This is a genomic window from Hydrogenophaga sp. L310, assembly GCF_055703065.1.
Window position 1 is genome coordinate 201,590 of the sequence record NZ_JBVPZA010000003.1, and the last position, 23,236, is coordinate 224,825.

Here is a 23,236-nt window from a genome sequence, read left to right on the forward strand (position 1 = left end):
ACGGCTGCGGCGACCCAACCATGTCCACCCGTCTGATGCGTGCCCTCGCGCGCGGCCTGCTGGCCGCGATGCTGCTGGCCGTGCTCGCGCCCGCCGTCTCGCGTGCGCTGGCCAGCACGCGGGTGGTGGGCGACTGGGTGGAGCTCTGTACGTCGCAGGGCATGCATTGGGTCCAGTTGACCGCCGACGGGGTGGCGGCCGATCCGGCCAGCGCCGACGACCTGCTGCACGCGCTGGACGACTGCGGCCATTGCACCCTGGCGGCCGAGCGCTTTGCGCCGCTGCTGCCGGCGCTGCCGGTGTTGCCAGCGGCCGATGGCACCTGGGCCACACCGCGGCACCAGGCGGCCACCCAACACGACCTGGCCGCGCCCAGTCCCGGCGCACGCGGGCCCCCGCTGCTGAGCTGAACCCGTCGCGCGACCCCAAGGAGTGGGGTCGCTGGTTCAGAGGCCGGTGGGTTCCACCGGCATGTCTCAGGAGCTTTTCATGACTTCAACCGTCTCTTCCGTGGCGCTGGCCTGCGCCAGCAACCAGTCGATTTTTCTCGCCGGTGAATCCGGTCCCGTGTGGCGCGTGGTCGAAGGTGTCGTGCACCTGGACCGCGACAGTGGCCCGATCCGCCAGCCGGTGCAACTGGCCCTGCCGGGCGACCTGATCGGCGCCGAGTCCCTGTGTGGCCAGCCCTACCAGCTCAGCGCCAGCGCGTTCACGCGTTGCCGGCTGGAGCCGGTGCGCCCGGATGCCGCGCCCGAACCCTTGCTGCAGCAGGCCCTGCTGCAGCAACTGGACCGCAGCCAGGACATGGCCCAACTGCGCAGCGGCAACGTGCAGCAGCGTCTGACCCATCTGCTGGGCCTGATGGGGCTGGACCGCGCGGTTCATGAAGCCGGCCGGATGGGCCAGGCTGATGCGGTGCGCGAGGCCCTGCCCGCGCTGCGCGAGGTGGCCCTGCTGGTGGACGCCAAGACCGAAACCGTCTGCCGCGCCCTGGCGCAACTGCTGCCCCCGCGCAGCCGCAAGCGCGGACCGGTGCGCGCCGTGCGCGACTGGTCGAGCGCAGCACCCGCGCGCCTGGCCACGGCCTGGGCGGCCAACGCTGCACCGCTCGGCGTGGCCGCGTGACGCCCCTCTGACCACACCCCCCGGCCACTGACGCTCCGCTGTACGGATCGAGCGCGCAGCACGCGGGGCGATCCACCGGATGCGGATGAACGGTGACGCCGTGCGCCTGTGCGCCGCCCCTGCGCGGGAGCTGCCTACCCGCAGCGAGGTACCGCCGCGCCCGGGCATGTTCGCCGCTGACCACGTCGCTGCATCCATTCGCTTTCCTTTTTTTGACTTCAACAACCAGGACTCTCCATGATCGATCTCCGCCCGTCCCACCTCCACCGCGCCATGGCGCTGGCCATGCCCGCACTGAGCCTGCTGTGCAGCCAGGCGCTGGCGCAGGACGCCGCCGTCAGCACCTTGCCGACCGTGACCGTCCGTGCCGACCAGGACGCGCTGCCCGGCGCCACCCCCGTGGACCCGGCCAGCCTGCAGTCGCAGCGCGCGGCCACCAGCGACACCGCCCGCCTGCTGCAGGACACCCCCGGCGTGAGCCTCAATGGGGCGGGTGGCGTGTCGAGCCTGCCTTCGATGCACGGTCTGGCCGACGACCGGTTGCGCATCCAGGTCGATGGCATGGACCTGATCGCTTCCTGCCCGAACCACATGAATCCCGCGCTCTCCTACATCGACCCCTCGCAGCTCGGTTCGCTCAAGGTGTACGCTGGCATCTCGCCGGTGAGTGCTGGCGGCGACAGCATCGGCGGCAGCATCCTGGCCGAGTCGCGCACGCCCGAATTCGCGCAACCGGGTGAAGCCACCATCCGCCGCGGCGAGGTGGGCGCCTTCTACCGCAGCAACAACAGCGCGCGCGGCCTGAACCTGTCGGCCACCCTGGCCACCGAGCAGCTCAACGTCAGCTACAGCGGCGCCACCAGCCAGGCCGACAACTACACCGCCGGTGGTGACTTCAAGACCTACGACTTCACCGGCCGGCCGGGCCACACGCTGGCGCGCGACGAAGTGGGCTCCACCGCCTACGAGACGCGCAACCACACCCTGGGCCTGGCCTTCAAGCAGGACGCGCACCTGTTCGAGGCGAAGCTGGGGGTGCAGGACATGCCCTACCAGCTCTACCCGAACCAGCGCATGGACCTGCTCGACAACGACCAGAAGAGCATCAACCTGAGCTACACCGGCCAGCTCGACTGGGGCACGCTGGACGCGCGCGCCTACCACGAGACCGTGAACCACTTCATGGACTTCGGCGCCGACAAGCGCTACTGGTACGGCACCGCTTCGGGCGGACCCATGATGGCCAACGGCAAGCCCTGCAGCCCCATCGGCGCCAGCTGCGCCGCCGGCATGCCCATGTTCACCGAGGGCAAGACCACCGGCTTCAGCGTCAAGGGTGAGCTGCCGCTGAGCGAGCAGGACCGCTTGCGCGCGGGCATCGACCTGCAACGCTACCGCATCAACGACTGGTGGACGCCCTCGGGCGGCGGCATGTACCCCGGCACCTTCTGGAACATCCGCGACGGCGAGCGCGACCGCACGGGGCTCTGGAGCGAATGGGAGTCGCGACCGAGCGCGCAGTGGATGACGCTGGTCGGAGCGCGTGTGGAGCGGGTGGCGATGAACGCTGGCAGCGCGGTCGGCTACAACCCGGCCGGCATGGGCTTCCAGGCCCGCGATGCCAACGCCTTCAACGCCCGCGACCACCGCTCGACCGACACCAACGTTGACGGCACGGCCCTGGCGCGTTACACCGCCAGCGAGCAGGTCGACATCGAGTTCGGTTTCGCCCACAAGGAACGTTCGCCCAACGTCTACGAACGTTTCCCCTGGTCCACCTGGCAGATGGCGGCACTGATGAACAACTTCGTGGGCGACGGCAACGGCTACGTCGGCAACCTCGACCTGAAACCCGAGAAGGCCAACACGCTGTCTGCCACGTTCGACTGGCACGCTGCCGACAAGACCTGGGGCTTCCAGGCCACGCCGTACTACACGCGCGTCAGCGACTACATCGACGCGGTGCAGTGGGACGCTGCCACCAACCAGGCCGCCGCAACCCCGGTGAGGAACAAGTTCAGCGTGCTGCGCTACACCAACCAGACCGCGCGCCTGTTCGGCGTGGACCTGGCCGGGCACGCGCCACTGGCCAACAACGCGCTGGGCGACTGGGGCGTCAAGGGCCTGCTGAACGTCACCAACGGGAAAAACCTCGACACCGGCAACGGGCTCTACAACGTGATGCCGCTCAACGGCAAGCTGGCGCTGACCCACAAGACCGGCGGCTGGGACAACAGCCTGGAACTGGTGGCGGTGAAGGCCAAGACCACCGTGTCATCGGTGCGCAACGAAATCCGGACGCCGGGCTACGGGCTGGTCCACCTGCGCGGCAGCTATTCGTGGAAAACGGTGCGGCTGGACTTCGGCATCGAGAACCTGTTTGACAAGTTCTACGGCCTGCCCACGGGCGGCGCCTACGTCGGCCAGGGCACCACGATGAGCAACCCCATGCTGCCCAACTACCCGCAGTGGGGCACGGCGGTGCCGGGCATGGGCCGCACGCTGTACGCGGGCGTGAACCTGAAGTTCTGAGCCTCAAAACCCAAACCCTTCCCCCAAAAACCCGACAGGTTTCCAGATGAAGACCACCCCCAAAACCCTCCTGGCCGCCGCCGTCGCGGCCTTGGCCGCCCCAGGCACCTGGGCGCAGACCGGCCCGGCCCCGACACAGACCCTGCGCCAGACCACCGTGACCGGTTCCACCATCGACGACCGCTTCGGCGACAGCACACGCGAACCGACCAGCACGGTGAGCCTGTCCGGGCGCGAGATCGAAGCACAGCATGCCGACAACCTGGTGCAGGTGCTCAAGGCCATTCCGGGCGTGACCATCGACACGCAGGGTGGGGACGACCTGAAGATCAAGTTCCGCGGCGTGGAGAACCAGCGGTACATGGGCGAGAAGCCGGGCGTGGCCATCGTCATCGACGGCGTGCCGGTGTTCGAACGCACCGGCAAGGTCAACATCAACCTGGACAACATCGAGAGCATCAAGGTCATCAAGGGTGGCGCGTCCTACCTGTTCGGTGAGGACGCGCTCGCTGGCGCGGTCATCATCACCACCAAGCGTGGCGCCACCAACAAAGGCGTGTCCGTCGAAACCGATGTGGGCGCCTATGGCTACCAGCGCGAGCTCGCGCGCATCGGCCGCGCGAGCGACAACTGGTCTGGCCACCTGCAGTTGTCCCAGCGCAAGGCCGACGACTACCACTTCCAGTCGAACTACAAGTCCCAGGCGCTCGCGGGCAACCTGCGCTGGCTGCTGAATGGCCACTCCGACCTGACCCTGGGCCTGGAAAAAGAGGACCGCTTTCGCGACAAGCACGGCACCGTGACTGGCGTGACGCAGGCCGCACTCGACCCCAAGGGCACGCTGGGCCGCGACTACGCGCGCCACTTCGACGTGGACCTGGAGCGTGTGAACCTCACCTATTCCAACGACCTGTCCGACCGCACCAACCTGCTGGCGCTGGCCTACCAGTACCGGGATCACACCCAGTTCTGGTCGGCACCGCAACGCTTCAGCTCCACCGGTGCCCCCGTCTCCAGCCCCGACGCCTACACCACGTTCAACGACTACCACCAGACCCAGCGCGGCGTGAAAAGCGAGTTGCGCACCACCACGGGCCCGATGGCCTGGATGGGCGGCGTGGAGTTCAAACGCAACGAGTACCTGAACAAGACCCATGCCATGGTCGGCTACAGGAACAGCCCGAGTCCCATGGAAAGGCCCACGGCGGCGGGCACCGTGTTCACCGACGACCGCACCGGCGAAAACGTGCAGGCGCTCTACGGCGAAGGCCAGTGGCGTCTGGCCACGGACTGGACGCTGACCGGCAACCTGCGCCACGACCGCATCGAGCTCGACTACGACGCCAAACCGGTGTCTGGCAACGGCAACTCGAGCATCGCCGAACGCAAGAGCTTCGATGCCAACAGCGCGCGGCTGGGCCTGAGCTGGAGCGGTCTGGCCAACACCGTGCTGTTCGGCAACATCTCCACCGGCTTTCGCGCTCCCACGGTGGACCAGCTCTACCGCGGCAGCCAGAGCCCTTCGGGCAGCGTGGCCAACAACCCCGACCTGAAGACGGAGCAGGCCATCAACTTCGAGGTCGGCATGCGCAAGACCTTCACGCTGATGGACCGTGAGGCCAGCCTGCAGACCGCGGTGTTCCAGATCGACCGCAAGGACTTCATCCTGGACACCAACGGCCAGTATTCGAACGGCAACGCGGCCCATATCGCGCGCTACGAAAACATCGGCGGCGCGCGCTCGCGTGGCTTGGAGCTGGCGCTGCAGTCCTCGATCTCGCCGGCCTGGAGCTGGGACCTGGCCTACACCTACCTGGACTCGACCTTCACCCGGTACGACCAGTTCCTGCTGGCACAGGGCAATCCGCGCGGCACGCTGGTCGGCACCGGCGCTTGCATGGGCCCCAGTCCCAACTGGAACAACTGCTACCAGCTCGTGCCCTACAACAACACCGGCAACAAGGTGCCCCGCGTGCCGCCCCATGCCGTCAACCTGCGCACGTCGTGGAAGCCGGACCCGGCCTGGAAGCTGTCGGCCGAACTCGACCACCGCGCCACTGCCTGGGCCGACGAGATCAACCAGGAAAAATGGCCGGGTCGCACGGTGTTCAACCTCATGGCCGACTACAGACGCAAGACCAGCTGGCTCAGCGGGGCCACGCTGAGTGCCTTCGTGCGGGTCGACAACGTGTTCGACAAGCGCCACTACACCATCGCCCGCGGCACCAACGACGCGCAGAGCTATGCCACCAACTTCCGGTACGACGGCCGGTACAACGCCGAGGACATGTCCATCACTGTCGATCCGGGACGCGTCTGGCGCGTCGGGATGGCCCTGCGTTTCTGAGGAGGCCCCATGCAAGGACTTCGCCCCCTCGTGGAATACGCCGTGTTCGGCATCCTGCTGTTGCTCAGCGTGGCGGTCGTGGCCATCGCGCTGGAGCGGCAGCGCTTTTTCAGCCGGATCGATGCGCGTGGCTACACCAGTCGTGCCCGGCTGGAGAGCGACCTCACGCGGCGCCTGAACGTCATCGGGACCGTGGCCTCGAACGCGCCCTACCTCGGGCTGCTGGGCACGGTGCTCGGCATCATGCTCACCTTCCAGACCCTGGGCGCCACGGGCGAGATGGACGTGAAATCCATCATGACCGGGCTGGCCCTGGCGCTCAAGGCCACGGCCGCGGGCATCGTGGTCGCGATCCCCTGTGTGGCGCTGAACAACGCCTTGCGCCGCCGCGTGCGGGAGCGCCTGACGGACTTCGACGAGGCCCACGGGGGCTGACGGCGCCATGGACGAGATCGACGAAATCAACGTCGTGCCCCTGGTGGACGTGATGCTGGTGCTGCTCACCATCGTGCTCACCACGGCCACCTTCGTGGTGAACGGGCGCATACCCGTGGACCTGGCGGTCGCCAGGTCTGCGGCTGCATCACCCACCGCGCCACTGGTGCTGACCTACACGCAACACCAGACCCTGTACCTGAACGACCAGCCGGTGAGCGACCTGGCGGCGGCACTCGCCCCGCAGCCCCGCAGCACGCCGGTGGTGGTGCGCGCCGACGGGCGCCTGGTGCTGAGCAGCTTTGTGGAGCTGGTGGACAGGGTCAAGTCGCTGGGTTTCAAGCAGGTCAGCCTGGAGGTCAAGCGCTCATGAACGCCACCGTTTCGCACCGCCTGCATTGGCGCGACTGGGGCCGCTCGGTCGTGCTGCATGGCGCGCTGGTGGCGGCCCTCGCCTGGGGTATGGCCCACAGCCCGGCACCGGTCTCGCCGTCCACCCGGCTCGACATGGCCATCCAGTGGGCGGCGGAGCAACCGCCCGAGCCGGCCGTGCAACCGCCACCGCCGACCCCCAAACCGCCCGAGGTCAAACCACGACCCCCAGCCCGTGCCCAACCGGCGCCCCAGCCGCCCGCGCCACCGATCACGCCCGCCATCCAGCCCTACCCCGATGCCGTGGCAAACACCGCCGATACCGTGGTCCCGTCCGCGCCGGTGGCGACGGTGCCCACCGAGGCCCCTCGCGCCGCCACACCGGCGGTGGTGGTGCCAGCACCGCCCAGCGCCAACCCGCTGGCCGCGCAGCAGGCGCGCTGGGAAGGTTTGCTGGAAGCCGCCCTGCTCAAGCACAAGCAATACCCGCTGGTGGCGCGGCGCATGGGCCAGGAGGGCCTGGTGACGGTGGAGGCGCATTTTTCCGCTCAGGGCGAGTTGCTGGATTGTTTCGTGGCCAGTGGCTCGGGCTTCAAGGCGCTGGATGAGGCCGCGCTGCAACTGGTGCGCCAGGCCGCGGACCTGGTCCGCGCCACGCACCAGCCCGGCCGCGTGGCGCAGCTGCGCATTCCCATTGCTTACGAATTCAAGGAATCCTGAGATGAAACGTCTCTTCTTGTGCGCCCTGCTGGCGCTGGTGGGGCCCTGGGCGCAGGCCGCGGACAAGGTGGCCATCCTCTCCACCCAGTTCGTGCTGGAACGCAAATTCAAGCTCATGGAAGCGGTGGCCAGGGAACAGGGCATCGAGCTCGCGTGGACGCAGGTAGACGCCGAGGGCGAGGCCGGTGCGCGGCGTGTGCTTGACGGCGCGCGCTTCGTGCTGATCGACGCGCCGCGCAGCGACGATCAGGCGCAGATCGAGCGCGTGGCCGGCCAGCGGCTGCGCGAGCTGAGCCTGCCCACCGCCAGCATCAACGTCATGAGTCCGCCGGTGCGCCTGCGTGCCATCCACATGGACAAGGAACAGGCGCAGCGCGTGTTCGACTACTACGTGGGCGGCACCCGGATCAACCACGAGCGACTCTTCCAGTACCTGCGAGCCATCCTCCAGGGCGGCGACCTGAGCGCCATCGCGCCACCGCTGGCGCTGCCCAATGGCGGCATCTACCACCCCGGCCACGACGGGCTGGTGTTCGAGCAACTGCCGCAGTACCTGGCGTGGTGGGAGGCCAGGGCGGGGCGTCCATGGCAGGGCCTGCCGGTGATCGGCATCGAGATGTCCTCCAGCTACATCTCCGACGGCCAGCAGCGCATGCTGGACGAGACCGTGCAGGCCATCGAGCAGGCGGGCGCCCTGCCATTGATGTTCTACCGCAGCTCGCGCGTGGCCCGCGCATGGCGCGAGGCTGCGGCCACGGGGCAGTCCGAGGCCGCCGGCCGTCCGCCGCGTGGCGGTGGCGGCGGGCGCCCGGCAGCGGCAGGGGCCAGCGGGGCGCCCGCGGCGGCCGAGCAGGGCGATGGCTTTCCCAACCCCAGGGACATCGCCGCCGTGGCCGTGAACGAACCGCTCATCACCCACGAGGGCAGGGTCTTGCCGCAGGTGCTGCTGGTCAACACCTTCCTGGGCGTGGACCCCGAGGCGCGCAAGGCCTGGCACAAGGCCATGGGGGTGCCGGTCATCAACGTGCTGTCCTACCGCAGCGGCACACGTGCCGAGTACCACAAGGACACGGTGGGCGTGAACAGCTTCTACCTGCCGTTCACGCTGACGAACGCCGAGTACATCGGCCTTCAGGACCCGGTGGTGCTCACCGCCAACGAAGGTGGCGAGCTGGTGCCCATGCCCGAACAGATGCACATGCTGGTGGGCAAGGCCGTGAACCTGGCGCGCTTGCAGACCACGGCCAACGCCGACAAGCAGGTGGCGCTGTTTTTCTGGAACCACCCGCCGGGGGAAAAGAACCAGGGCGCCTCCAACCTGAACGTGCCGCGTTCCATCGAGCACCTGGTGGCGCAGCTCAAGGCCGAGGGTTATGCCTTTGACAGCACCACCGAGAAAGACATCATCGCCGCCGTGGGCCAGATGCTGCGCCCGGGTTACCGCCCTGGCACGCTGCCCGAACTCATGAAGACGGCGCACTGGGACTTTTTGCCACTGGCCGACTACCAGCGCTGGTTTGCCACGCTGCCGCCCGAGGTGCGCCAGGCCGTGAACCGGTTCTGGGGCACGGCCGACCAGAGTGTCTGGATCGCCAGGAAGAACGGTGTGACAGGCTTCGTGATCCCGCGCATGAAGCTGGGCAAGCTCGTGGTGCTGCCGCAGCCCATGCGCAGCGAGAGCGCCGCCGGGCAGCACGACGAGAAGAAGCTGTTCCATGACACCAAAGTGCCGCTGAACCACTTCTATATGGCCACCTACCTGTGGGCACGCGAGCAGTTCAAGGCCAGCGCCATCGTGCACTTCGGCACGCACGGCACGCAGGAGTGGACGCCGGGCAAGGAGCGCGGCCTGTGGGCGTTTGACGACCCGAACATCCTGGTGGGCAACACGCCCATCGTGTACCCGTACATCGTGGACAACATCGCCGAGGCCATCCACGTCAAGCGCCGGGGGCGCGGTGTGATCGTGAGCCACCAGACGCCCGCGTTCGCGCCGGCCGGTCTGTCCGACGACTTCGTGAAGATCAACGACCTGATCCGCGAGTACCAGTCGCTGGACAGCGGGCTGGTGAAGGACAACAACCGCAAGCTCATCATCGAGCAGGCGGTGAAGATGAACATGCACAAGGACATGGCCTGGCAGGTGGCCGACCTGGAGCGCCATTTCGACAAGTTCCTGCGCGACATCGAGGACTATCTGGAAGACCTGGGTTCGGCCATGCAGCCGCTGGGGCTGCACACCCTGGGCCAGGACGCCGAGCGTGCCCACCTCATCAGCAACGTGATGCAGATGCTGGGCCAGCCCTTGTACGAACAGACCGGCGTGAAAAACGCGAAGGCCGCGTTCAAGGGGGATTACAAGGCGCTGCAGCAGACCCGGCCCTACCGCTTCGTGGAGGACCACGTGTTCTCCGACCGACCGGCGGACGAGCTCACCGACACCCGGCTGCGCGCGCTGGCACTGCGCGGGCGCAAGTTTCTGGTGGACTTGCGGGCGGCCTGGGAGATCGAGGGCGTGAGTCAGGGACTGTCGGCCCGCTGGATCGATCCGTCCTACGGGGGCGACCCGATCCGCAACCCGGACGCGCTGCACACCGGGCGCAACATGTATGGCTTCGACCCCGGGCGTGTGCCCACGCGTGCCGCCTACGAGGCGGGGCGCCAGGCGGTGCAGCAGCTCATCACCAGCTACCAGGCCACGCACGGCAAGTTCCCCGAGAAGCTGGCCTTCTCCATGTGGAGCACCGAGACCATGCGCCATCTGGGCATGCTGGAAGCGCAGATTCTCTACGCCATGGGCGTCAAGCCCCAGTGGGACGAAGGCGGGCGCGTGGTGGGCATGGAGGTGATTGCGTTGGCGGAACTCGGGCGCCCCCGCATCGACGCGGTGATCTCGCTCACCGGCCTGTACCGCGACCAGTTCCCGAACGTGATGGAGCGCTTCAACGAAGCCGTGGTGATGCTGGCGGCCTTGAAGGAAGACGGTCAGCAGAACTTCATCAAGGCCAACACCGAGCGCATCCTGGCCGCGCTGCTGGCCCAGGGGGTGAAGCCCGAGGAAGCCCGCGAGTTCGCGCTGACGCGCATCTTCGGCAATGAAAGCGGCGACTACAGCACCAAGCTCACCGACGCCTCGCTGGCGTCCGACACCTGGGACGAGGGCGATGGCAAGCTGGAACGGCTCTACCTGTCGCGCATGTCCTGGGCCTACGGGCCCAACACCGCGAACTGGAGCCGCAAGCTCACCGACGGCAAGGGCCAGGAGATCAACGCCTACGCCGAACACCTGCGTGGCACCCACGCGGCCGTGTTCTCGCGCTCCAGCAACCTGCGTGGCCTGCTGGACACCGACCATCCGTTCGAGTACCTGGGCGGCATCTCCAAGGCGGTGAAGTTCCTGGACGGCAAGAACCCGCAGCTCTACATCTCCAACATGCGCGACCCGAACAAGGCCAAGCTGGAGACGGCTGAGCGGTTCATGGCCACCGAGCTGCGTTCGATCTACCAGCATCCCAACTGGATGAAGGAAATGCAGAAAGAAGGCTACGCGGGCACGCTGCAGATGCTCAACACGGTGAACAACTTCTGGGGCTGGCAGGTGATGGACCGCAACGTGGTGCGCGACGACCAGTGGCAGGCATTTCACGAGACCTACGTCAAGGACCGCTACCAGCTGGGCATGCGCGAGTGGTTCGAAAAATCCAACCCCACGGCGCTGGCCCAGGTGGCCGAGCGCATGCTGGAAGCCATCCGCAAGGACTACTGGAAGGCCGACGAACAGACGAAGCGCGAGCTGGTGCAGGTCTACCAGGAGGTGGCGGCCCGGCACGACGTGTTCACCGCCAACGACACGTTCAAGGCCTACGTGAAGGCGCTGGCGCAGGGCTTTGGGCTGGCCAGCCAGGCGGCATCGGGTGCACCCGGCAAGCCCGCCGCGCCCAGGCCCGCCGCCGCCCGGCCACCCGATGTGTCCCAGAAACCCCTGCCGGCGCCCGAGCCACCCACCGTGCGTGGGCAGGAGCTGCGCGAAGTGCGGCACGACACCCCGGTCCAGCAACTCATCTGGATCTATGGCTGGATGGCCGCGGCCATCGTGGTCTCCGGGATGCTGTTCCAGACCTGGCGCGCCCGCCGCAACGCCCGCTTCACACCCCCTGTTTCACTGAAAGCCCAACCATGAATGCCATTGAGAGTTTCCTGTACGAGATTTCGAAGTTCTTCCTGACGCCCGTGCTGGTGCTGTTGTGTCTGATGTTCGTGTATGCGCTGTTCAGCCTGGGGCAGGTGAGCATCGACCTGCTGGCACGCACGCGCCGGCCCCACGGGCTGCGGCCACTGCACCGCTACTGGCAGCGCCACGCCCACCTGGGTGAGGATGGGCTGGAGCTGCATGTGTTGAAACAGCTGGAGGTGCAGCGCATCGTCAGCCGCGTGGCCCCCATGCTGGGGCTGGTGGCCACCATGATTCCCATGGGGCCGGCGCTGGTGGCGGTGGCCGCGGGCAACACGAAGGGCATGGCGGAAAACCTGGTGGTGGCCTTTGCCGCGGTGATCGTGGCGCTGCTGGCGGCGGCCATCACCTTCGTGGTGCAGACCGTGCGCCGGCGCTGGCTGATGGAAGAGCTCAATGCCTTGCTGCTGGCCCTGCCCGACAGCGGCGCCACCGTTGCGGGGGACGTGGCCCATGTCTGATGCCCGACGCATGAAGCTCGACATCCTGGGTGACTCGGACGAGGACGATCCCATCCTGTCGGTGGTCAACATCATCGACGTGTTTCTGGTGGTGATCGCCGTGCTGCTGATGGCCGTGGTGGAGAACCCGCTGAATCCGTTCGCTACCCAGGACGTGTTGGTCATCAAGAACGCCGGCAAGCCCAACATGGAAATGCTGGTCAAGCAGGGCAACGAACTCAAGCAATACCAGTCGTCCGGGCAGATTGGCGAAGGCCAGGGCATGAAGGCGGGAGTGGCTTACCGCATGAAGGACGGCAGCATGGTGTACGTACCGGAAACCACGCCACCGGTAGACGCTGCTGCGCAGCTCCGTTCACGTTGACGGGTTGGCGGCATGGACGGATGTGGGAGCGCCGCGCTCGTCCACGTCATCGGCCGCGTCCGCCGCCGTTGCCGCGACCACCCGAGCCACCCGAGCCGTTGCCGGATCCGCTACCCGAGCCACCCGATCCGCTACCCGAACCACCGCGCGAAGCACCCGAGCCCTGTGAAGCGCCGCCGGCCGCGTGGTTGGTCGCGCCGTTCTGCGATCCCGCGGCGCGCAGGCGTTGTTCGTAGCCCGCCCCGTAGGGCAAGACCCTGCCCGGCGGGACTTCGTCGCTGTTGAGCAACGCAGGCACCGGGGTTTCATGCGGCAGAACCGGCGGGCGTTCAGGTTCCGCGGCCAGGGCGGACTGCGCCTGCAGGCACAGCAGCGCGCAGATCCCCAGACCGGATGTCCATCGGGAGAGCGTCATGGTCGGTGGTGGATGAGGTGGATCAGCGCTTGTTCATCCGGCCTTGGCCCTGGCCCATGCCCCCCGCGGCGCCAGGCCCTGTTCCGGCACCTGCGCCGCTGGCGCCAGGGCCGGGGCCTTGACCTTGACCCATACCTTGGCCGGTGCCTTGACCCAGTCCCAAGCCCTGACCTTGTGCTGGCGGGGTTTCAGGCAAGGTGATGCCCTGGGCCGCGGCGCGTTCGCGGATCAGCGCATGTTCTTCGGCCCGGATGCGTGCGCGCTCTTCCTCGGTGGTGGCGTTGCGCATTCGGGTGCGCATCTGTGCCTGTTCCTGCTCGGTCATGAACTGGCGGCCAGTGGCCGGTACCGGGTCGGCGGCCATGGCGGAGCCGGCGGTCAGCGTGAGGGCGGCCAGCAGGGCGGTGAGGAGCTTGGAGGCGGGGGTCATGGTGTTCCTTTGCAACCAGGTTGGGGGGTGTGGGACCGGGCCGCTGCAACCTGGACAGCGGCTGGGCCGACGACGCCCGGCATCGAATGCCGGAGCCGATGGCTGAATCCTGGGCCCGCTCTGTCGCCAGCACATGCCGGTTCGGGCCCGGCGTGTGGCGTGTGGTGCCGGTGTGTGTCAGCCGGTGTCAGGAGGCGGCATCGCGGGCCCTGGCGCGCGGTGGCCGGCCTACACTCCAGCGCATGAATGCGCCTATTCCTTCTGCGCTGCGCGTGCTCGTGGTGGACGACGACCCCGATCTGTGTTGCCTCTTGTCGGACTACCTGTCGGCCAACGGCTTTGTGGTGCGGACCGTGGGCGATGGCGCGGCGATGCGCGAAGCCCTGGCCAGGGAGCTGCCCGATGCCATCGTGATGGACCTGATGCTGCCGGGTGAAGACGGCCTGTCGCTCACGCGCGGCATCAAGGCGCAGTGGGACATGCCGGTGCTCATGCTCTCGGCGCGCGGCGAAGAGATGGACCGCGTGATCGGCCTCGAGGTGGGCGCCGACGACTACCTGCCCAAGCCGTTTGGTCCACGCGAATTGCTGGCGCGTCTGCGGGCGGTGCTGCGGCGCGCGCACGCTCCGTCCCCGGTGGTGGCCGAGCGTCCGCCCGACGCGCAGACGGGCGCACCCGCCGGGGCGCAGCGGCCGGCTTTTGGCCCCTACCAGCTCGACACGGCGGGCCACCGCCTGCTGCGCGATGGCCACGAGGTGGCCCTGACCAGTGCGGAATACGCGCTGCTCGCCGCCTTTGTCAGCCACCCCGGCCGCGTGCTGTCGCGCGATGTGCTGGTGGACATGCTCAAGGGCTACGACCGCGACCCCTTCGACCGCAGCGTGGACAGCCGTGTGACCCGTCTGCGCCGCAAGATCGAAGCCGATCCGGCGGCACCGCAGTTCATCCGCACGGTGCGCGGCGAAGGTTATCTGTTCAATCCGCAAGGAGATCTGGCGTGAAACGGCCCGTGGGTCTGGTGAGTCAGAACACGGTGTTGCTGGCCCTGGCCTTCATCGGCATCGAACTGCTGGTGGTGCTGGCCTTTGTCTGGCTGGTGATGCTGCCCATGGCGCGCCGCTCGGCCGACGACCTGGCGGGCCTGATGGTGCTGTCGGCCCAGACCTGGGCCGAGCTGCCCCCGGCCACGCGCCCGGCGTTTGAAACCGAACTGCGTTTGCGGCAGTCGCTGCTGATCCGGCCCGCGGTGGACGGCGCCAGCGTGGACGAATGGCACCCGCCCTTTTTCTACCTGCTGGAAGCGGCCCTGGCCGGGCGCGTCGGGCTGGACCGGCACCTGATCCGCGCCACCGACGACGCCGGTCTCGACTGGTACTGGGCGCGTGTGCCCGCGGGTGGCGGCACGCTGGCGGTGGGGCTGTCCAGCGCGCGCATCAACAGCCGGCCACTGGCCGTGTTGCTCATCGGTCTGGCCGCCGGGCTGGCGGTGGCGGTGGGGCTGGCGCTGCTGCTGGCGCGCCGGGTGGTGGCGCCGCTCGCGCGGCTGGAACAGGCCAGCGCCCAGCTGGGGCAGGGCGTGGCGCCCGACCTGTTGCCCGAGACCGGCCCGCGCGAGATCGTGGCGCTGAGCCGGCGCTTCAACACCATGGCGGTGCAGGTGCGCGAGCTGCTGTCGGCGCGCACCACGCTGCTGGCCGGTGTGTCGCACGACCTGCGCACGCCGCTGGCGCGCATGCGGCTGGCACTGGAGATGCTCAGGACGCAGCCCAGCCCCACGCTGCTGGACCGGCTGGAGCGCGACATGGAGCTGATGAACCAGCTGATCGGCAACGTGCTGGACCTGGCGCGCGGGCTGGAACACGAACCCGCCACACCGGTGGACATGGCGGCCCTGCTGCAAGAGCTGGCCGCCGAACACGCGACCGCGGCCAGCCCGGTGCAGGTGCGTTGCGAACCCTGTGTGCGCCCGGTGCCTGCCATCGCACTGCGCCGTGCGCTGGGCAACCTGCTGCAGAACGCCTTGCGCTACGCCCCTTCGGGCCCGGTGGAACTGGTGTGCGAGCAGGACGGTGCGCATTGCCGCGTCGGCGTGCTCGACCGTGGGCCCGGCATTCCGGCCGATCAGGTGGAAGCCATGTTCCAGCCGTTCCAGCGCCTGGAGCCCTCGCGCAGCCCCAAGACCGGTGGCAGCGGACTGGGCCTGGCCATCGTGCGCGAACTGGCGCAGGCGAACGGCTGGCGCGTGTCGCTCGGCGAGCGGGCCGGCGGTGGCATGGAAGCCTGGGTGGTTCTTTAGGACCTGTTCACAGCGGGGCGTCGACGGGTGGCTTCCGGGCGCCTGGCGCGGGCGGCGAAGTCGCCGAGGCACCGCGCGCGAACGTGACCACGTGGTCCACCTGGGCGCGGATGCCGATCCACTCGCCCACGGCGTGGTTGTGGTGCGAGGGCACGTGCGTCATCAGCGTCTCGCCGCTGGCCAGTCGCAGCGTGTAGAGGAACTCGGAGCCGCGAAAAGCCTTGCGGACGATCTGCGCCTTGGCGGGCGCCAGGTCGTCGTGCACGATGTCGTCCGCGCGCAGCAGCACGTCGCACAGGCCCGACTCGTAGGCGCTGGGCAGCGGGCACTCTTCCACATCATGCAGCGCGCCCAGCGGGGTCTGCACCGAAACCTCGTTGCCCACCAGCCGGATCTGCGCCGGCGCGAACACGCCGTGGCCGATGAACTCGGCCACGAACCGCGTCGCCGGCCGGTGGTAGAGCGCGTAGGCGTCGTCCCACTGGTGCAGGTGGCCCTGGTGCATGACGCCGATCACGTCGCCGATGGCAAAGGCTTCGAGCTGGTCGTGGGTGACGAAGAGCGCCGTGGCGCCCGCCGCCTTGAGGATGGCGCGCACCTCGTGCGCCAGGCGCTCGCGCAGGTCCACGTCGAGGTTGGAAAACGGCTCGTCGAGCAGCAGCAGGCGCGGGCGCGGCGCCAGCGCACGCGCCAGGGCCACGCGCTGCTGCTGGCCACCGGAGAGTTCGTGCGGATGGCGGTCCTGCATGCCGTCGAGGCCCACGAGCTTGAGCACCTCGGTCACGCGCTTTTCGCGTTCGTTGCGGGAAAGCTTGGCGATGCCAAAGCCGACGTTGCGCGCGATGTCCAGGTGGGGGAAGAGCGCGTAGTCCTGGAACACCATGCCGATGCGCCGCTGTTCGGCCGGCATGTGGTGTTGCCCGTCGCTCACCGTTTCGCCCTGCAGGGTGATGCTGCCGCTGCTGGCCCGCTCCAGCCCCGCCACGGCGCGCAGCAGCGTGGTCTTGCCACAGCCGGAAGGGCCGATCAGCACACCGATGTCGCCGGCGCGAAGGCCGAACGACACACCGTCCACCGCGGCCGGCTGTTGGCCGGCATAGCGCACACTGAGCTGGGAGACGTTGAGGAACATGGCTGATCCTGGCGGTGGGCTGTTCGGGGCCGCGGCCTCAAACAGCCTGCGGACAGGTTCAAATTGTAGATGACTACAATTCTCATTTGTGTTGATGCGGGTCAAATGACCTGTCCGGCGGGGTCTGCAACGCCCGTGCCATGATGGGCACCGTTCACACCCCTTACTCCCCGTCCCCTTCCTGACCTGACTGCCCATGCCGCGTTGGATGGCCTTTGCCCTCTTGCTCCTGCTGGCCCTGCTGCTGACGCTGCCGGTGCTGTCGCTGGGGGCTTCGTGGTTGCAGTTCGACGCCGCGGCGCGCGACGTGCTGCACCAGATGGCGCAGACGGTGCTGCCGGACTACGCGCTCACCACCGTGCTGCTGTGTCTCTGCGTGGCCCTGGGCGTGGCGCTGGTGGGCATGGGCACGGCCAGCGCGGTGACGCTGTTCGATTTCCCCGGCCGGCGCGTGTTCGAGTGGGCGTTGCTGCTGCCGCTGGCCATGCCGGCCTACGTGGTGGCCTACGCCTACACCGATTTCCTCCAGTTCAGCGGGCCGCTGCAGGTGGGCTTGCGCGAGGCCTTCGGTCTGCGGGGGCGGGTGTTCCCGGAGATCCGCAACACGCCGGGCGCGGTCTGGGTCTTCACCTTCTCGCTCTACCCCTACGTCTACCTGCTGGCCCGCACCGCGCTTTCCGAACGCGCCTCGCAGCTGATGGAGGCGGCGCGCCTGCTGGGTGCGCCGCTGTCGCGCCGCATCCGCGAGGTGGCGCTGCCGCTGGCGCGCCCGGCGGTGGCCGCGGGTGTGGCGCTGGCGCTCATGGAGACGCTGGCCGATTTTGGCGTCGCCAGCTACTTCGGCATCCAGACCTTCACCGCCGGCATCTACAAGGCCTGGCTGTCCATGGACATGCCGCTGGCGGCCGCACAGCTGGCGACCATGCTGCTGGCCATCGTGGCGCTGTTGCTTTGGCTGGAGCACCGGGCCCAGCGGCGCATGCGGTTTTCCTCCCAGCGCGGCCAGCGCGCGGGCAGTGCCGAGGCGCAGCCGGTGCGCCTGGCCGGTGGGCGGTCGGTGCTGGCGGTGCTGGTGTGTGGTTTGCCGGTCCTGTTCGGTTTTGTGTTGCCGGTGCTCTTCATGCTGCGGCCGCTGATTGGCGGCTGGGAAGACCTGCCCTGGACGATGTTCGTGCAGTGGTCGCGCAACAGCGTGTGGCTGGCGGGCCTGAGTGCGCTGCTGGCCACCGCGCTGGCGCTGGTGCTGGCGTTTGCGCTGCGCACCCGGCCCAGCATGGTCACGCGCGGCGTGGTGCAGCTCGCCAGCCTGGGCTACGCCGTGCCGGGGGCGGTGATCGTGGTGGGCCTGTTGCTGCCGGTCGGCTGGGTGCAGGCGGTGCGGCCGGAGTCGAGCGTGGGCTACTGGATCACGGCCACGGCGCTGGGCATCGTCTGGGCCTACATGGTGCGCTTCACCGCGGTGGCCTTGCAGTCGGTGCAAAGCGGTTACGCGCGCGTGCCCGCCAGCCTGGACGATTCGGCGCGCATGCTCGGCACCACCGGCGCCGGCCTTGCCGCCCGGGTGCACTGGCCGCTGCTCAGGCGCTCCACCGCCGCGGCCGCGCTGCTGGTGTTCGTCGATGTCATGAAGGAGCTGCCCGCCACCCTGGTGCTGCGGCCCTTCAACAGCGACACCCTCGCGGTGGTGACCTACCAGCTGGCGCGCGACGAGCGCCTGGGCGAGGCGGCGCTGCCCGCGCTCACGCTGGTGCTGGTGGGGCTGGTGCCGGTGATCATGCTCAGCCGCACGCTGCGCCAGCGCTGAGGGTCCGCAGCCAGACCTTCAGGGCCTACGACATCGCCTTCGGTCCCCCGTTGATCCCCCAGGGCGTACCGAAACGGTCGGTCACCATGCCGAAGGCCTCGGCCCAGAAGGTTTCGCCCAGCGGCATCTGCACGCTGCCGCCCTCGGCGAGTGCGCCGAAGATGCGCCGTGCTTCGTCGGCGCCGGGGTAGGTCAGCGCCAGCATCGCGCCCTTGATGCCTTCGAACGGCACACCCGGCGGCGTGTCGCCGGCCATGAGGGCGAAGTCGGGGTGCACCAGGTGGGCGTGCATGATCCGGTCGGCGTGTTCGGGCGGCACCGGGTCGCCATCGGGCATCTGCGCGTAAGTGATGAGGGCTTCGACCTTGGCGTCGAGCACGCGCGCATAAAAGGCCATGGCCTCGGCGCAGTTGCCGTTGTAAGACAGGTAGGCGCACAGTTGCGTCATGTTGATCTCCTGATCGGGGTGGAGGAACCCCGGGCCGGGGTCCGGGTGCGTTCAAGGTCACGACGGACGGGCCGCCCCTGTTTCGACAGGCCCCGTCACCGGGCCGACGAACGGTTCGCGGCAGCGGCGCCGCCGGTCTCTCAGCCTCTCAGCGGATCTCTTCGATCGAAAAGCGCTTGTCGGTCACCAACGGCGTGATCAGGCCGTAGCCCTGGTTCTGCCAGTGCACGAGTTCGGTCATGGCCGACGGTGTGACCTCGATGAAAGGCTGCATGTCGGCCAGCGTGTACCCGAAGTCCTTCAACGCCAGGCCGCAGACCTTGAACTTCACGCCCTGCCCGGCGTAGTAGCGCATGCGCTGCACCACCTCTTCGTATTTCGCCTCGTTCTTCTTCGCCACCGTCACCAGCTCGGTGCCGTGCAGCAGCACGATCACGCTCATGTCGTCGTTGAAGAAGCTGTAGGGCGCCTCGGTCAGCGGGTTCACGAACGAGCGCAGCCAGTACAGCGCCGCGCCCATCTTGGCCGGGTTGTCGAGGTAGAAGTCGAACAGCACTTTCGGGTTTTTGTAAGGCGTCTGCACGAAGGTCGCCTGGGCCTGCGCGGGCCACGGGGCCAGCAGCGGCACTGCGCCCATGCAGGCGGCCAGCACGGCGTGGGGCCAGAGGCGGGTGATGGGGGCGGTGTACATGGGGTGGTCTCCTGGAGTGTTGAACACACAGTCTTGCGCTACAGCCAGTATTCGGCGAGCCGCGCGGCCCATTCCTGCAGCCGCAGCAGGATCGAGCGGTGCTCCCACTGTTTCAGATCGATGGCGTTGGATTCGGCCAGGTCGCGGGCAAACATGGCGTCCAGCTGCGCCGAGAAATCGCGGCCCAGCACCGAGGCATTGATCTCGTCGTTGTGCAGGAAGCTGCGCCAGTCCAGGTTGGTGGAACCGACGGTGGACCACACACCGTCGATGGAGGCGGTCTTCGCGTGCATGACGGCGCCCCGCCGTTCGTAGATGTGCACACCGGCGCCCAGCAGCGCGGCATAGTGCGAGCGACCGGCGTGGAACACCGCCCACGAGTCGGTGTGGCTGGGCAGGATCAGCTTCACATCGACACCGCGCTGCGCCGCAGCGGTCAGCGCCGCGATCAGCTGCGGATCGGGCACGAAATACGCAATCGTGAGGTAGATGCGCTGCTCGGCATGCTCGATCGCCGACAGCAAGGTGAGGTAGATCAGGCTGCGCGGATCGCCGGCGGCGCTGCCGATCGCACGCACGATGTTGATGCCCTGCGGTTCCAGCCGCGGGAAGGGTTGGCCGGTGGCCAGTGCCGGACCCTTTTGTTTGTGCCAGGTGTCCAGGAACAGTTTCTGGAACTCCGCCACCACCGGCCCCTCGATTTGCAGATGGGTGTCACGCCAGCCCGCATCGCCGGTGGCTTTGGGCCTGGTCAGGTGGATGGACGAGCCGCTGGAATAGGCTTCGCTGATGTTGATGCCGCCGATGAAGGCGATGCGGCCATCGACCACCAGCAACTTGCGGTGGTCGCGGTTGTTCAGCCGCCAGGCCTTCTGGTTGCTGGCCAGCGGATTGACGGGGTTGAATTCCAGCACCTGGATGCCGCCCGCGCGCAGGCGATCGAAAAACGCGCGGGGCGTGTTCAGGCAGCCCACGCTGTCGTAGATCAGGCGCACCGGGACGCCGGCCGCCTGCTTGGCCAGCAGCAGCTCGGCGAACTGCTGGCCCACCTCGTCGTCGGCAATGATGTAGGTTTCCAGGTGGATGTGGTCCCGGGCCTCGCGCATGACGGCAAACATGGCCGCGTAGGTGGCGGGACCGTCCTGCAGCAGCGTGAGCTTGTTGCCCAGCACCAGCGGGCTGTCGGCGTTGATCGCCTGTTCCACGGCCAGGTGTTTGTCGAGGATGTCGCTGTCGCCTGCGCTGCGTTCCAGCGACTGCACGATGGCCGCGCTCTTGCCGGCCGACACCTCGCCGCGGGCGTTCTCGAACGCCACCGCGGTCACGGGCTGATCGATCGGCTCCAGGGCCTCGGGCGACAGGCTGGTGCAACCGGTGGTGGTGAGCACACAGGCCACAGTCAGCGCGCCCAGCGCTGCGGCCTGCCAGCGGAGCCAGGTCGGGGTCGGAGCGCGGGGGAGGCGGGACATGCGCACGATTCTCGCGTGCCTGCTGCCCGGGCGTGCGACTTTTTTGCGTGCGGTCCGGGGGTGGTACCACCAACAGGAATCGAACCTGTATCTAGCGCTTAGGAGGCACTCGTTCTATCCATTGAACTATGGCGGCAGCAGGGCGCATTGTAAAGGCGGTACGCCCGGGAGGGCCTGGGTCAGACCGCCTGGTCTGCCGCTTCGCGGCCCAGCAGGCTGCTGTGGGTGGGCACCTGTTCGCCCAGGAAGTCGAGGAAACGTCGCACGGCGGGGGTGAGGCCGCGGCGCGAGGGAAAGACCGCGTGCACGATACCCCGCGGCGGTTGCCAGTCGGGCAGCAGCCGGACCAGCCGGCCCTGGCGCAGGTCGTCTTCGCACATGTAGCTGGGCAGCCAGCACATGCCCGTGCCGGCGAGCGCGGCCAGGCGCAGCGTGAGCAGGTCGTCGGCCACGTAGCGCGGCGTGTGCTGCACAGTGGTTTCCCGCCCGTCCGGGCCGGTCAGGCGCACGCTGGCGCGGCCGTCGGTGGTCGACATGGCCATGCTGTCGAGCCGGCCCAGCTCTTCCAGCGTGGCGGGTGTGCCCTGCCGGGCCAGCAGCGCGGGGCTGGCCACCAGCACGGGCGCGTCGTCGCCCAGGCGCTTGATCACCAGGCTGCCGCTGTCGTCGAGCGTGGTGCGCACGCGCAGCGCCACGTCCACGCCTTCTTCCACCAGGTCGACCACGCGGTTGCTCACCAGCATCTCCACGCGCACCAGCGGGTAGCGCGCCAGGAATGCCGGCATCAGTTCGGCCAGCACGGTCTGCGCCAGCGTGACCGGGCAGGCCACGCGCAGGGTGCCGCGCGGCTCGGTCTGCACCTGGGCCACGGTGTCGGCCGCGGCCTGGGCCGATTCCCGCAACGCCTGGCAGTGGCGCAGGTAGGCCTCGCCGACCTCGGTGAGCGAGAGCTTGCGCGTGGTGCGCTGCAGCAGGCGCACACCGAGCTGCGCTTCCAGCCCGGCCACGCGGCGCGACAGCCGCGACTTGGGCAGGCCCAGCGCCCGGCCGGCCGCGGCGAAGCCGCCGCGTTCCACGACTTCGGCGAACAAGAGCATGTCGTTCAGGTCCTGCATGGTGCACCTCTCCGTTGATTGTCCTGATTATGGAACGATCAATATCAAATCTGGGGGCTTATCAGTGAATCGCCACGAAAGCACAATCAATTCACCGCCACGCCACGTGGCTCACCCCTTTCAGGAGATCACCATGCAACTGCTGCACATCGATTCCGCCATCACCGGCGAACAGTCCGTTTCCCGCCAGCTCACCGCCCAAACCGTGGCCGCCTGGGTGGCCACCCACCCCGGCACCCAGGTGCAGCACCTGGACCTGGCCGCCGCCGTGGTGCCCCACCTGGGCGCCGACGCGCTGGGTTTCCGCACCGGTCAAGCCGCCGAAACCGCGATCCAGCGGGAAGAAAACGCGCTGTCCGAAGCGCTGGTGAGCCAGTTCCTGGCCGCCGACGTGATCGTGATCGGCGCGCCGCTCTACAACTTCTCGGTGCCGAGCCAGCTCAAGGCCTGGATCGACCGCCTGGCCCAGGCCGGCCGCACCTTCAAGTACACCGAGACGGGACCGGTGGGTCTGGCCGGCGGCAAGACGGTGATCGTGGCCATCACGCGCGGCGGCGTGTATTCGACCAGCGAAGCCGGTCGCGCCATGGAGCACCAGGAAAGCTACCTGCAGACCGTGTTCGGCTTCTTCGGCATCACCGACGTGCGCTTCGTGCGTGCCGAAGGCGTGGCCATGGGCCCGGACGCCAAGGCCCAGGCGCTGGCCACGGCCGAAAGCGAGATCCAGAGCCACACCGCGGTGGCGGCCAACCAGGCCGTGGTGGCCGAAGCAGCCTGAGTCAACACGGTTCCGGAGCGCCGTGCCTGAACCCGGAACACGGCGGAACCGGCGTGCCGGGCCGCAGCGAG

At 68.3% G+C, this 23,236-nt stretch carries 21 protein-coding genes and 1 tRNA gene; 14 read left to right on the top strand and 8 right to left on the bottom strand.

Annotation, left to right across the window (positions count from 1 at the left end; genetic code table 11):
* Positions 1–20: 20 nt before the first annotated feature.
* The 10 genes from AC0GNO_RS07620 to AC0GNO_RS07665 all read left to right on the top strand — a co-directional run bounded on the left by AC0GNO_RS07620 (position 21) and on the right by AC0GNO_RS07665 (position 12,587).
* On the top strand, positions 21–410 hold the full coding sequence (locus AC0GNO_RS07620; RefSeq protein ID WP_472903569.1) for a DUF2946 family protein: 390 nt from the start codon (positions 21–23) through the stop codon (positions 408–410).
* 79 nt (positions 411–489) lie between these two features.
* Positions 490–1,125, top strand: coding sequence for a cyclic nucleotide-binding domain-containing protein (locus AC0GNO_RS07625; RefSeq protein ID WP_472903570.1), 636 nt, complete (start codon positions 490–492; stop codon positions 1,123–1,125).
* Positions 1,126–1,362: 237 nt separating this feature from the next.
* On the top strand, positions 1,363–3,657 hold the full coding sequence (locus tag AC0GNO_RS07630; protein WP_472903571.1) for a TonB-dependent receptor: 2,295 nt from the start codon (positions 1,363–1,365) through the stop codon (positions 3,655–3,657).
* A gap of 46 nt (positions 3,658–3,703) precedes the next feature.
* Positions 3,704–6,004 carry a TonB-dependent receptor gene (locus tag AC0GNO_RS07635; RefSeq protein WP_472903572.1) on the top strand — a complete coding sequence of 767 codons (2,301 nt, stop codon included), beginning with the start codon at positions 3,704–3,706 and terminating at the stop codon, positions 6,002–6,004.
* Between the two features lie 9 nt (positions 6,005–6,013).
* Complete coding sequence (gene exbB, locus AC0GNO_RS07640; protein WP_226464997.1) at positions 6,014–6,439, top strand: TonB-system energizer ExbB; 426 nt, start codon at positions 6,014–6,016, stop codon at positions 6,437–6,439.
* A gap of 7 nt (positions 6,440–6,446) precedes the next feature.
* Positions 6,447–6,812 carry an ExbD/TolR family protein gene (locus tag AC0GNO_RS07645; RefSeq protein WP_472903573.1) on the top strand — a complete coding sequence of 122 codons (366 nt, stop codon included), beginning with the start codon at positions 6,447–6,449 and terminating at the stop codon, positions 6,810–6,812.
* The gene (locus AC0GNO_RS07650; protein WP_472903574.1) at positions 6,809–7,531 is read left to right on the top strand and encodes an energy transducer TonB; all 723 of its coding nucleotides are present in this window, start codon (positions 6,809–6,811) and stop codon (positions 7,529–7,531) included. Before AC0GNO_RS07645 ends, AC0GNO_RS07650 begins: the two co-directional genes overlap by 4 nt.
* Before the next feature lies 1 nt (position 7,532).
* Positions 7,533–11,711: a cobaltochelatase subunit CobN gene (gene cobN / locus AC0GNO_RS07655; RefSeq protein ID WP_472903575.1), complete on the top strand. Its 4,179-nt coding sequence runs from the start codon at positions 7,533–7,535 to the stop codon at positions 11,709–11,711.
* On the top strand, positions 11,708–12,223 hold the full coding sequence (locus AC0GNO_RS07660; protein ID WP_472903576.1) for a MotA/TolQ/ExbB proton channel family protein: 516 nt from the start codon (positions 11,708–11,710) through the stop codon (positions 12,221–12,223). The genes cobN and AC0GNO_RS07660 overlap by 4 nt, the downstream gene beginning before the upstream one ends.
* On the top strand, positions 12,216–12,587 hold the full coding sequence (locus AC0GNO_RS07665) for a DUF2149 domain-containing protein (RefSeq protein ID WP_472903577.1): 372 nt from the start codon (positions 12,216–12,218) through the stop codon (positions 12,585–12,587). Before AC0GNO_RS07660 ends, AC0GNO_RS07665 begins: the two co-directional genes overlap by 8 nt.
* Before the next feature lie 46 nt (positions 12,588–12,633).
* On the opposite strand, the gene AC0GNO_RS07670 is transcribed toward AC0GNO_RS07665, so the two are convergent.
* Together AC0GNO_RS07670 and AC0GNO_RS07675 are read right to left on the bottom strand one after the other, a co-directional pair.
* The gene (locus tag AC0GNO_RS07670) at positions 12,634–13,002 is read right to left on the bottom strand and encodes a hypothetical protein (RefSeq protein WP_472903578.1); all 369 of its coding nucleotides are present in this window, start codon (positions 13,000–13,002) and stop codon (positions 12,634–12,636) included.
* Positions 13,003–13,024: 22 nt separating this feature from the next.
* The gene (locus AC0GNO_RS07675; RefSeq protein ID WP_472903579.1) at positions 13,025–13,432 is read right to left on the bottom strand and encodes a hypothetical protein; all 408 of its coding nucleotides are present in this window, start codon (positions 13,430–13,432) and stop codon (positions 13,025–13,027) included.
* Between the two features lie 242 nt (positions 13,433–13,674).
* Between AC0GNO_RS07675 and AC0GNO_RS07680 the strand changes: the two genes are divergently transcribed.
* Both AC0GNO_RS07680 and AC0GNO_RS07685 read left to right on the top strand, forming a co-directional pair.
* Positions 13,675–14,433: a response regulator gene (locus AC0GNO_RS07680; protein ID WP_472903580.1), complete on the top strand. Its 759-nt coding sequence runs from the start codon at positions 13,675–13,677 to the stop codon at positions 14,431–14,433.
* Positions 14,430–15,728 (top strand): ATP-binding protein, encoded by a 1,299-nt coding sequence (locus tag AC0GNO_RS07685; RefSeq protein WP_472903581.1) that lies wholly within the window; start codon positions 14,430–14,432, stop codon positions 15,726–15,728. The genes AC0GNO_RS07680 and AC0GNO_RS07685 overlap by 4 nt, the downstream gene beginning before the upstream one ends.
* A 7-nt stretch (positions 15,729–15,735) precedes the next feature.
* On the opposite strand, the gene AC0GNO_RS07690 is transcribed toward AC0GNO_RS07685, so the two are convergent.
* A complete protein-coding gene (locus AC0GNO_RS07690; protein ID WP_472903582.1) occupies positions 15,736–16,860 on the bottom strand; it encodes an ABC transporter ATP-binding protein in 1,125 nt (374 codons plus the stop codon).
* Positions 16,861–17,056: 196 nt separating this feature from the next.
* Here AC0GNO_RS07690 and AC0GNO_RS07695 point away from each other — a divergent pair, with 196 nt between their 5' ends.
* Positions 17,057–18,664, top strand: coding sequence for an ABC transporter permease (locus tag AC0GNO_RS07695; protein WP_472903583.1), 1,608 nt, complete (start codon positions 17,057–17,059; stop codon positions 18,662–18,664).
* 25 nt (positions 18,665–18,689) lie between these two features.
* On the opposite strand, the gene AC0GNO_RS07700 is transcribed toward AC0GNO_RS07695, so the two are convergent.
* From AC0GNO_RS07700 to AC0GNO_RS07720, 5 genes are all read right to left on the bottom strand, one after another.
* A complete protein-coding gene (locus AC0GNO_RS07700; RefSeq protein WP_472903584.1) occupies positions 18,690–19,112 on the bottom strand; it encodes a VOC family protein in 423 nt (140 codons plus the stop codon).
* 148 nt (positions 19,113–19,260) lie between these two features.
* Complete coding sequence (locus AC0GNO_RS07705) at positions 19,261–19,803, bottom strand: DsrE family protein (RefSeq protein WP_472903585.1); 543 nt, start codon at positions 19,801–19,803, stop codon at positions 19,261–19,263.
* A gap of 38 nt (positions 19,804–19,841) precedes the next feature.
* The gene (gene cls, locus AC0GNO_RS07710; protein WP_472903586.1) at positions 19,842–21,272 is read right to left on the bottom strand and encodes a cardiolipin synthase; all 1,431 of its coding nucleotides are present in this window, start codon (positions 21,270–21,272) and stop codon (positions 19,842–19,844) included.
* A gap of 61 nt (positions 21,273–21,333) precedes the next feature.
* A tRNA-Arg gene (locus tag AC0GNO_RS07715) sits at positions 21,334–21,408 on the bottom strand.
* Between the two features lie 43 nt (positions 21,409–21,451).
* Positions 21,452–22,387 carry a LysR substrate-binding domain-containing protein gene (locus AC0GNO_RS07720; RefSeq protein WP_472903587.1) on the bottom strand — a complete coding sequence of 312 codons (936 nt, stop codon included), beginning with the start codon at positions 22,385–22,387 and terminating at the stop codon, positions 21,452–21,454.
* A gap of 133 nt (positions 22,388–22,520) precedes the next feature.
* Between AC0GNO_RS07720 and AC0GNO_RS07725 the strand changes: the two genes are divergently transcribed.
* Entirely contained in the window at positions 22,521–23,165 is a 645-nt protein-coding gene (locus AC0GNO_RS07725) for an FMN-dependent NADH-azoreductase (RefSeq protein WP_472887601.1), read from the top strand.
* Positions 23,166–23,236 lie beyond the last annotated feature (71 nt).

What these genes read in the sequence shown, in the direction of transcription:
- AC0GNO_RS07670 (WP_472903578.1), bottom strand. Translation starts at nt 13,002, where the DNA reads ATGACGCTCTCCCGATGGACATCCGGTCTGGGGATCTGCGCGCTGCTG.
- AC0GNO_RS07650 (WP_472903574.1), top strand. Translation starts at nt 6,809, where the DNA reads ATGAACGCCACCGTTTCGCACCGCCTGCATTGGCGCGACTGGGGCCGC.
- AC0GNO_RS07620 (WP_472903569.1), top strand. Translation starts at nt 21, where the DNA reads ATGTCCACCCGTCTGATGCGTGCCCTCGCGCGCGGCCTGCTGGCCGCG.
- AC0GNO_RS07630 (WP_472903571.1), top strand. Translation starts at nt 1,363, where the DNA reads ATGATCGATCTCCGCCCGTCCCACCTCCACCGCGCCATGGCGCTGGCC.
- AC0GNO_RS07720 (WP_472903587.1), bottom strand. Translation starts at nt 22,387, where the DNA reads ATGCAGGACCTGAACGACATGCTCTTGTTCGCCGAAGTCGTGGAACGC.
- AC0GNO_RS07625 (WP_472903570.1), top strand. Translation starts at nt 490, where the DNA reads ATGACTTCAACCGTCTCTTCCGTGGCGCTGGCCTGCGCCAGCAACCAG.
- AC0GNO_RS07665 (WP_472903577.1), top strand. Translation starts at nt 12,216, where the DNA reads ATGTCTGATGCCCGACGCATGAAGCTCGACATCCTGGGTGACTCGGAC.
- AC0GNO_RS07675 (WP_472903579.1), bottom strand. Translation starts at nt 13,432, where the DNA reads ATGACCCCCGCCTCCAAGCTCCTCACCGCCCTGCTGGCCGCCCTCACG.
- AC0GNO_RS07645 (WP_472903573.1), top strand. Translation starts at nt 6,447, where the DNA reads ATGGACGAGATCGACGAAATCAACGTCGTGCCCCTGGTGGACGTGATG.
- AC0GNO_RS07695 (WP_472903583.1), top strand. Translation starts at nt 17,057, where the DNA reads ATGCCGCGTTGGATGGCCTTTGCCCTCTTGCTCCTGCTGGCCCTGCTG.
- cobN (WP_472903575.1), top strand. Translation starts at nt 7,533, where the DNA reads ATGAAACGTCTCTTCTTGTGCGCCCTGCTGGCGCTGGTGGGGCCCTGG.
- AC0GNO_RS07725 (WP_472887601.1), top strand. Translation starts at nt 22,521, where the DNA reads ATGCAACTGCTGCACATCGATTCCGCCATCACCGGCGAACAGTCCGTT.
- exbB (WP_226464997.1), top strand. Translation starts at nt 6,014, where the DNA reads ATGCAAGGACTTCGCCCCCTCGTGGAATACGCCGTGTTCGGCATCCTG.
- AC0GNO_RS07680 (WP_472903580.1), top strand. Translation starts at nt 13,675, where the DNA reads ATGAATGCGCCTATTCCTTCTGCGCTGCGCGTGCTCGTGGTGGACGAC.
- AC0GNO_RS07690 (WP_472903582.1), bottom strand. Translation starts at nt 16,860, where the DNA reads ATGTTCCTCAACGTCTCCCAGCTCAGTGTGCGCTATGCCGGCCAACAG.
- AC0GNO_RS07635 (WP_472903572.1), top strand. Translation starts at nt 3,704, where the DNA reads ATGAAGACCACCCCCAAAACCCTCCTGGCCGCCGCCGTCGCGGCCTTG.
- AC0GNO_RS07705 (WP_472903585.1), bottom strand. Translation starts at nt 19,803, where the DNA reads ATGTACACCGCCCCCATCACCCGCCTCTGGCCCCACGCCGTGCTGGCC.
- cls (WP_472903586.1), bottom strand. Translation starts at nt 21,272, where the DNA reads ATGTCCCGCCTCCCCCGCGCTCCGACCCCGACCTGGCTCCGCTGGCAG.
- AC0GNO_RS07700 (WP_472903584.1), bottom strand. Translation starts at nt 19,112, where the DNA reads ATGACGCAACTGTGCGCCTACCTGTCTTACAACGGCAACTGCGCCGAG.
- AC0GNO_RS07660 (WP_472903576.1), top strand. Translation starts at nt 11,708, where the DNA reads ATGAATGCCATTGAGAGTTTCCTGTACGAGATTTCGAAGTTCTTCCTG.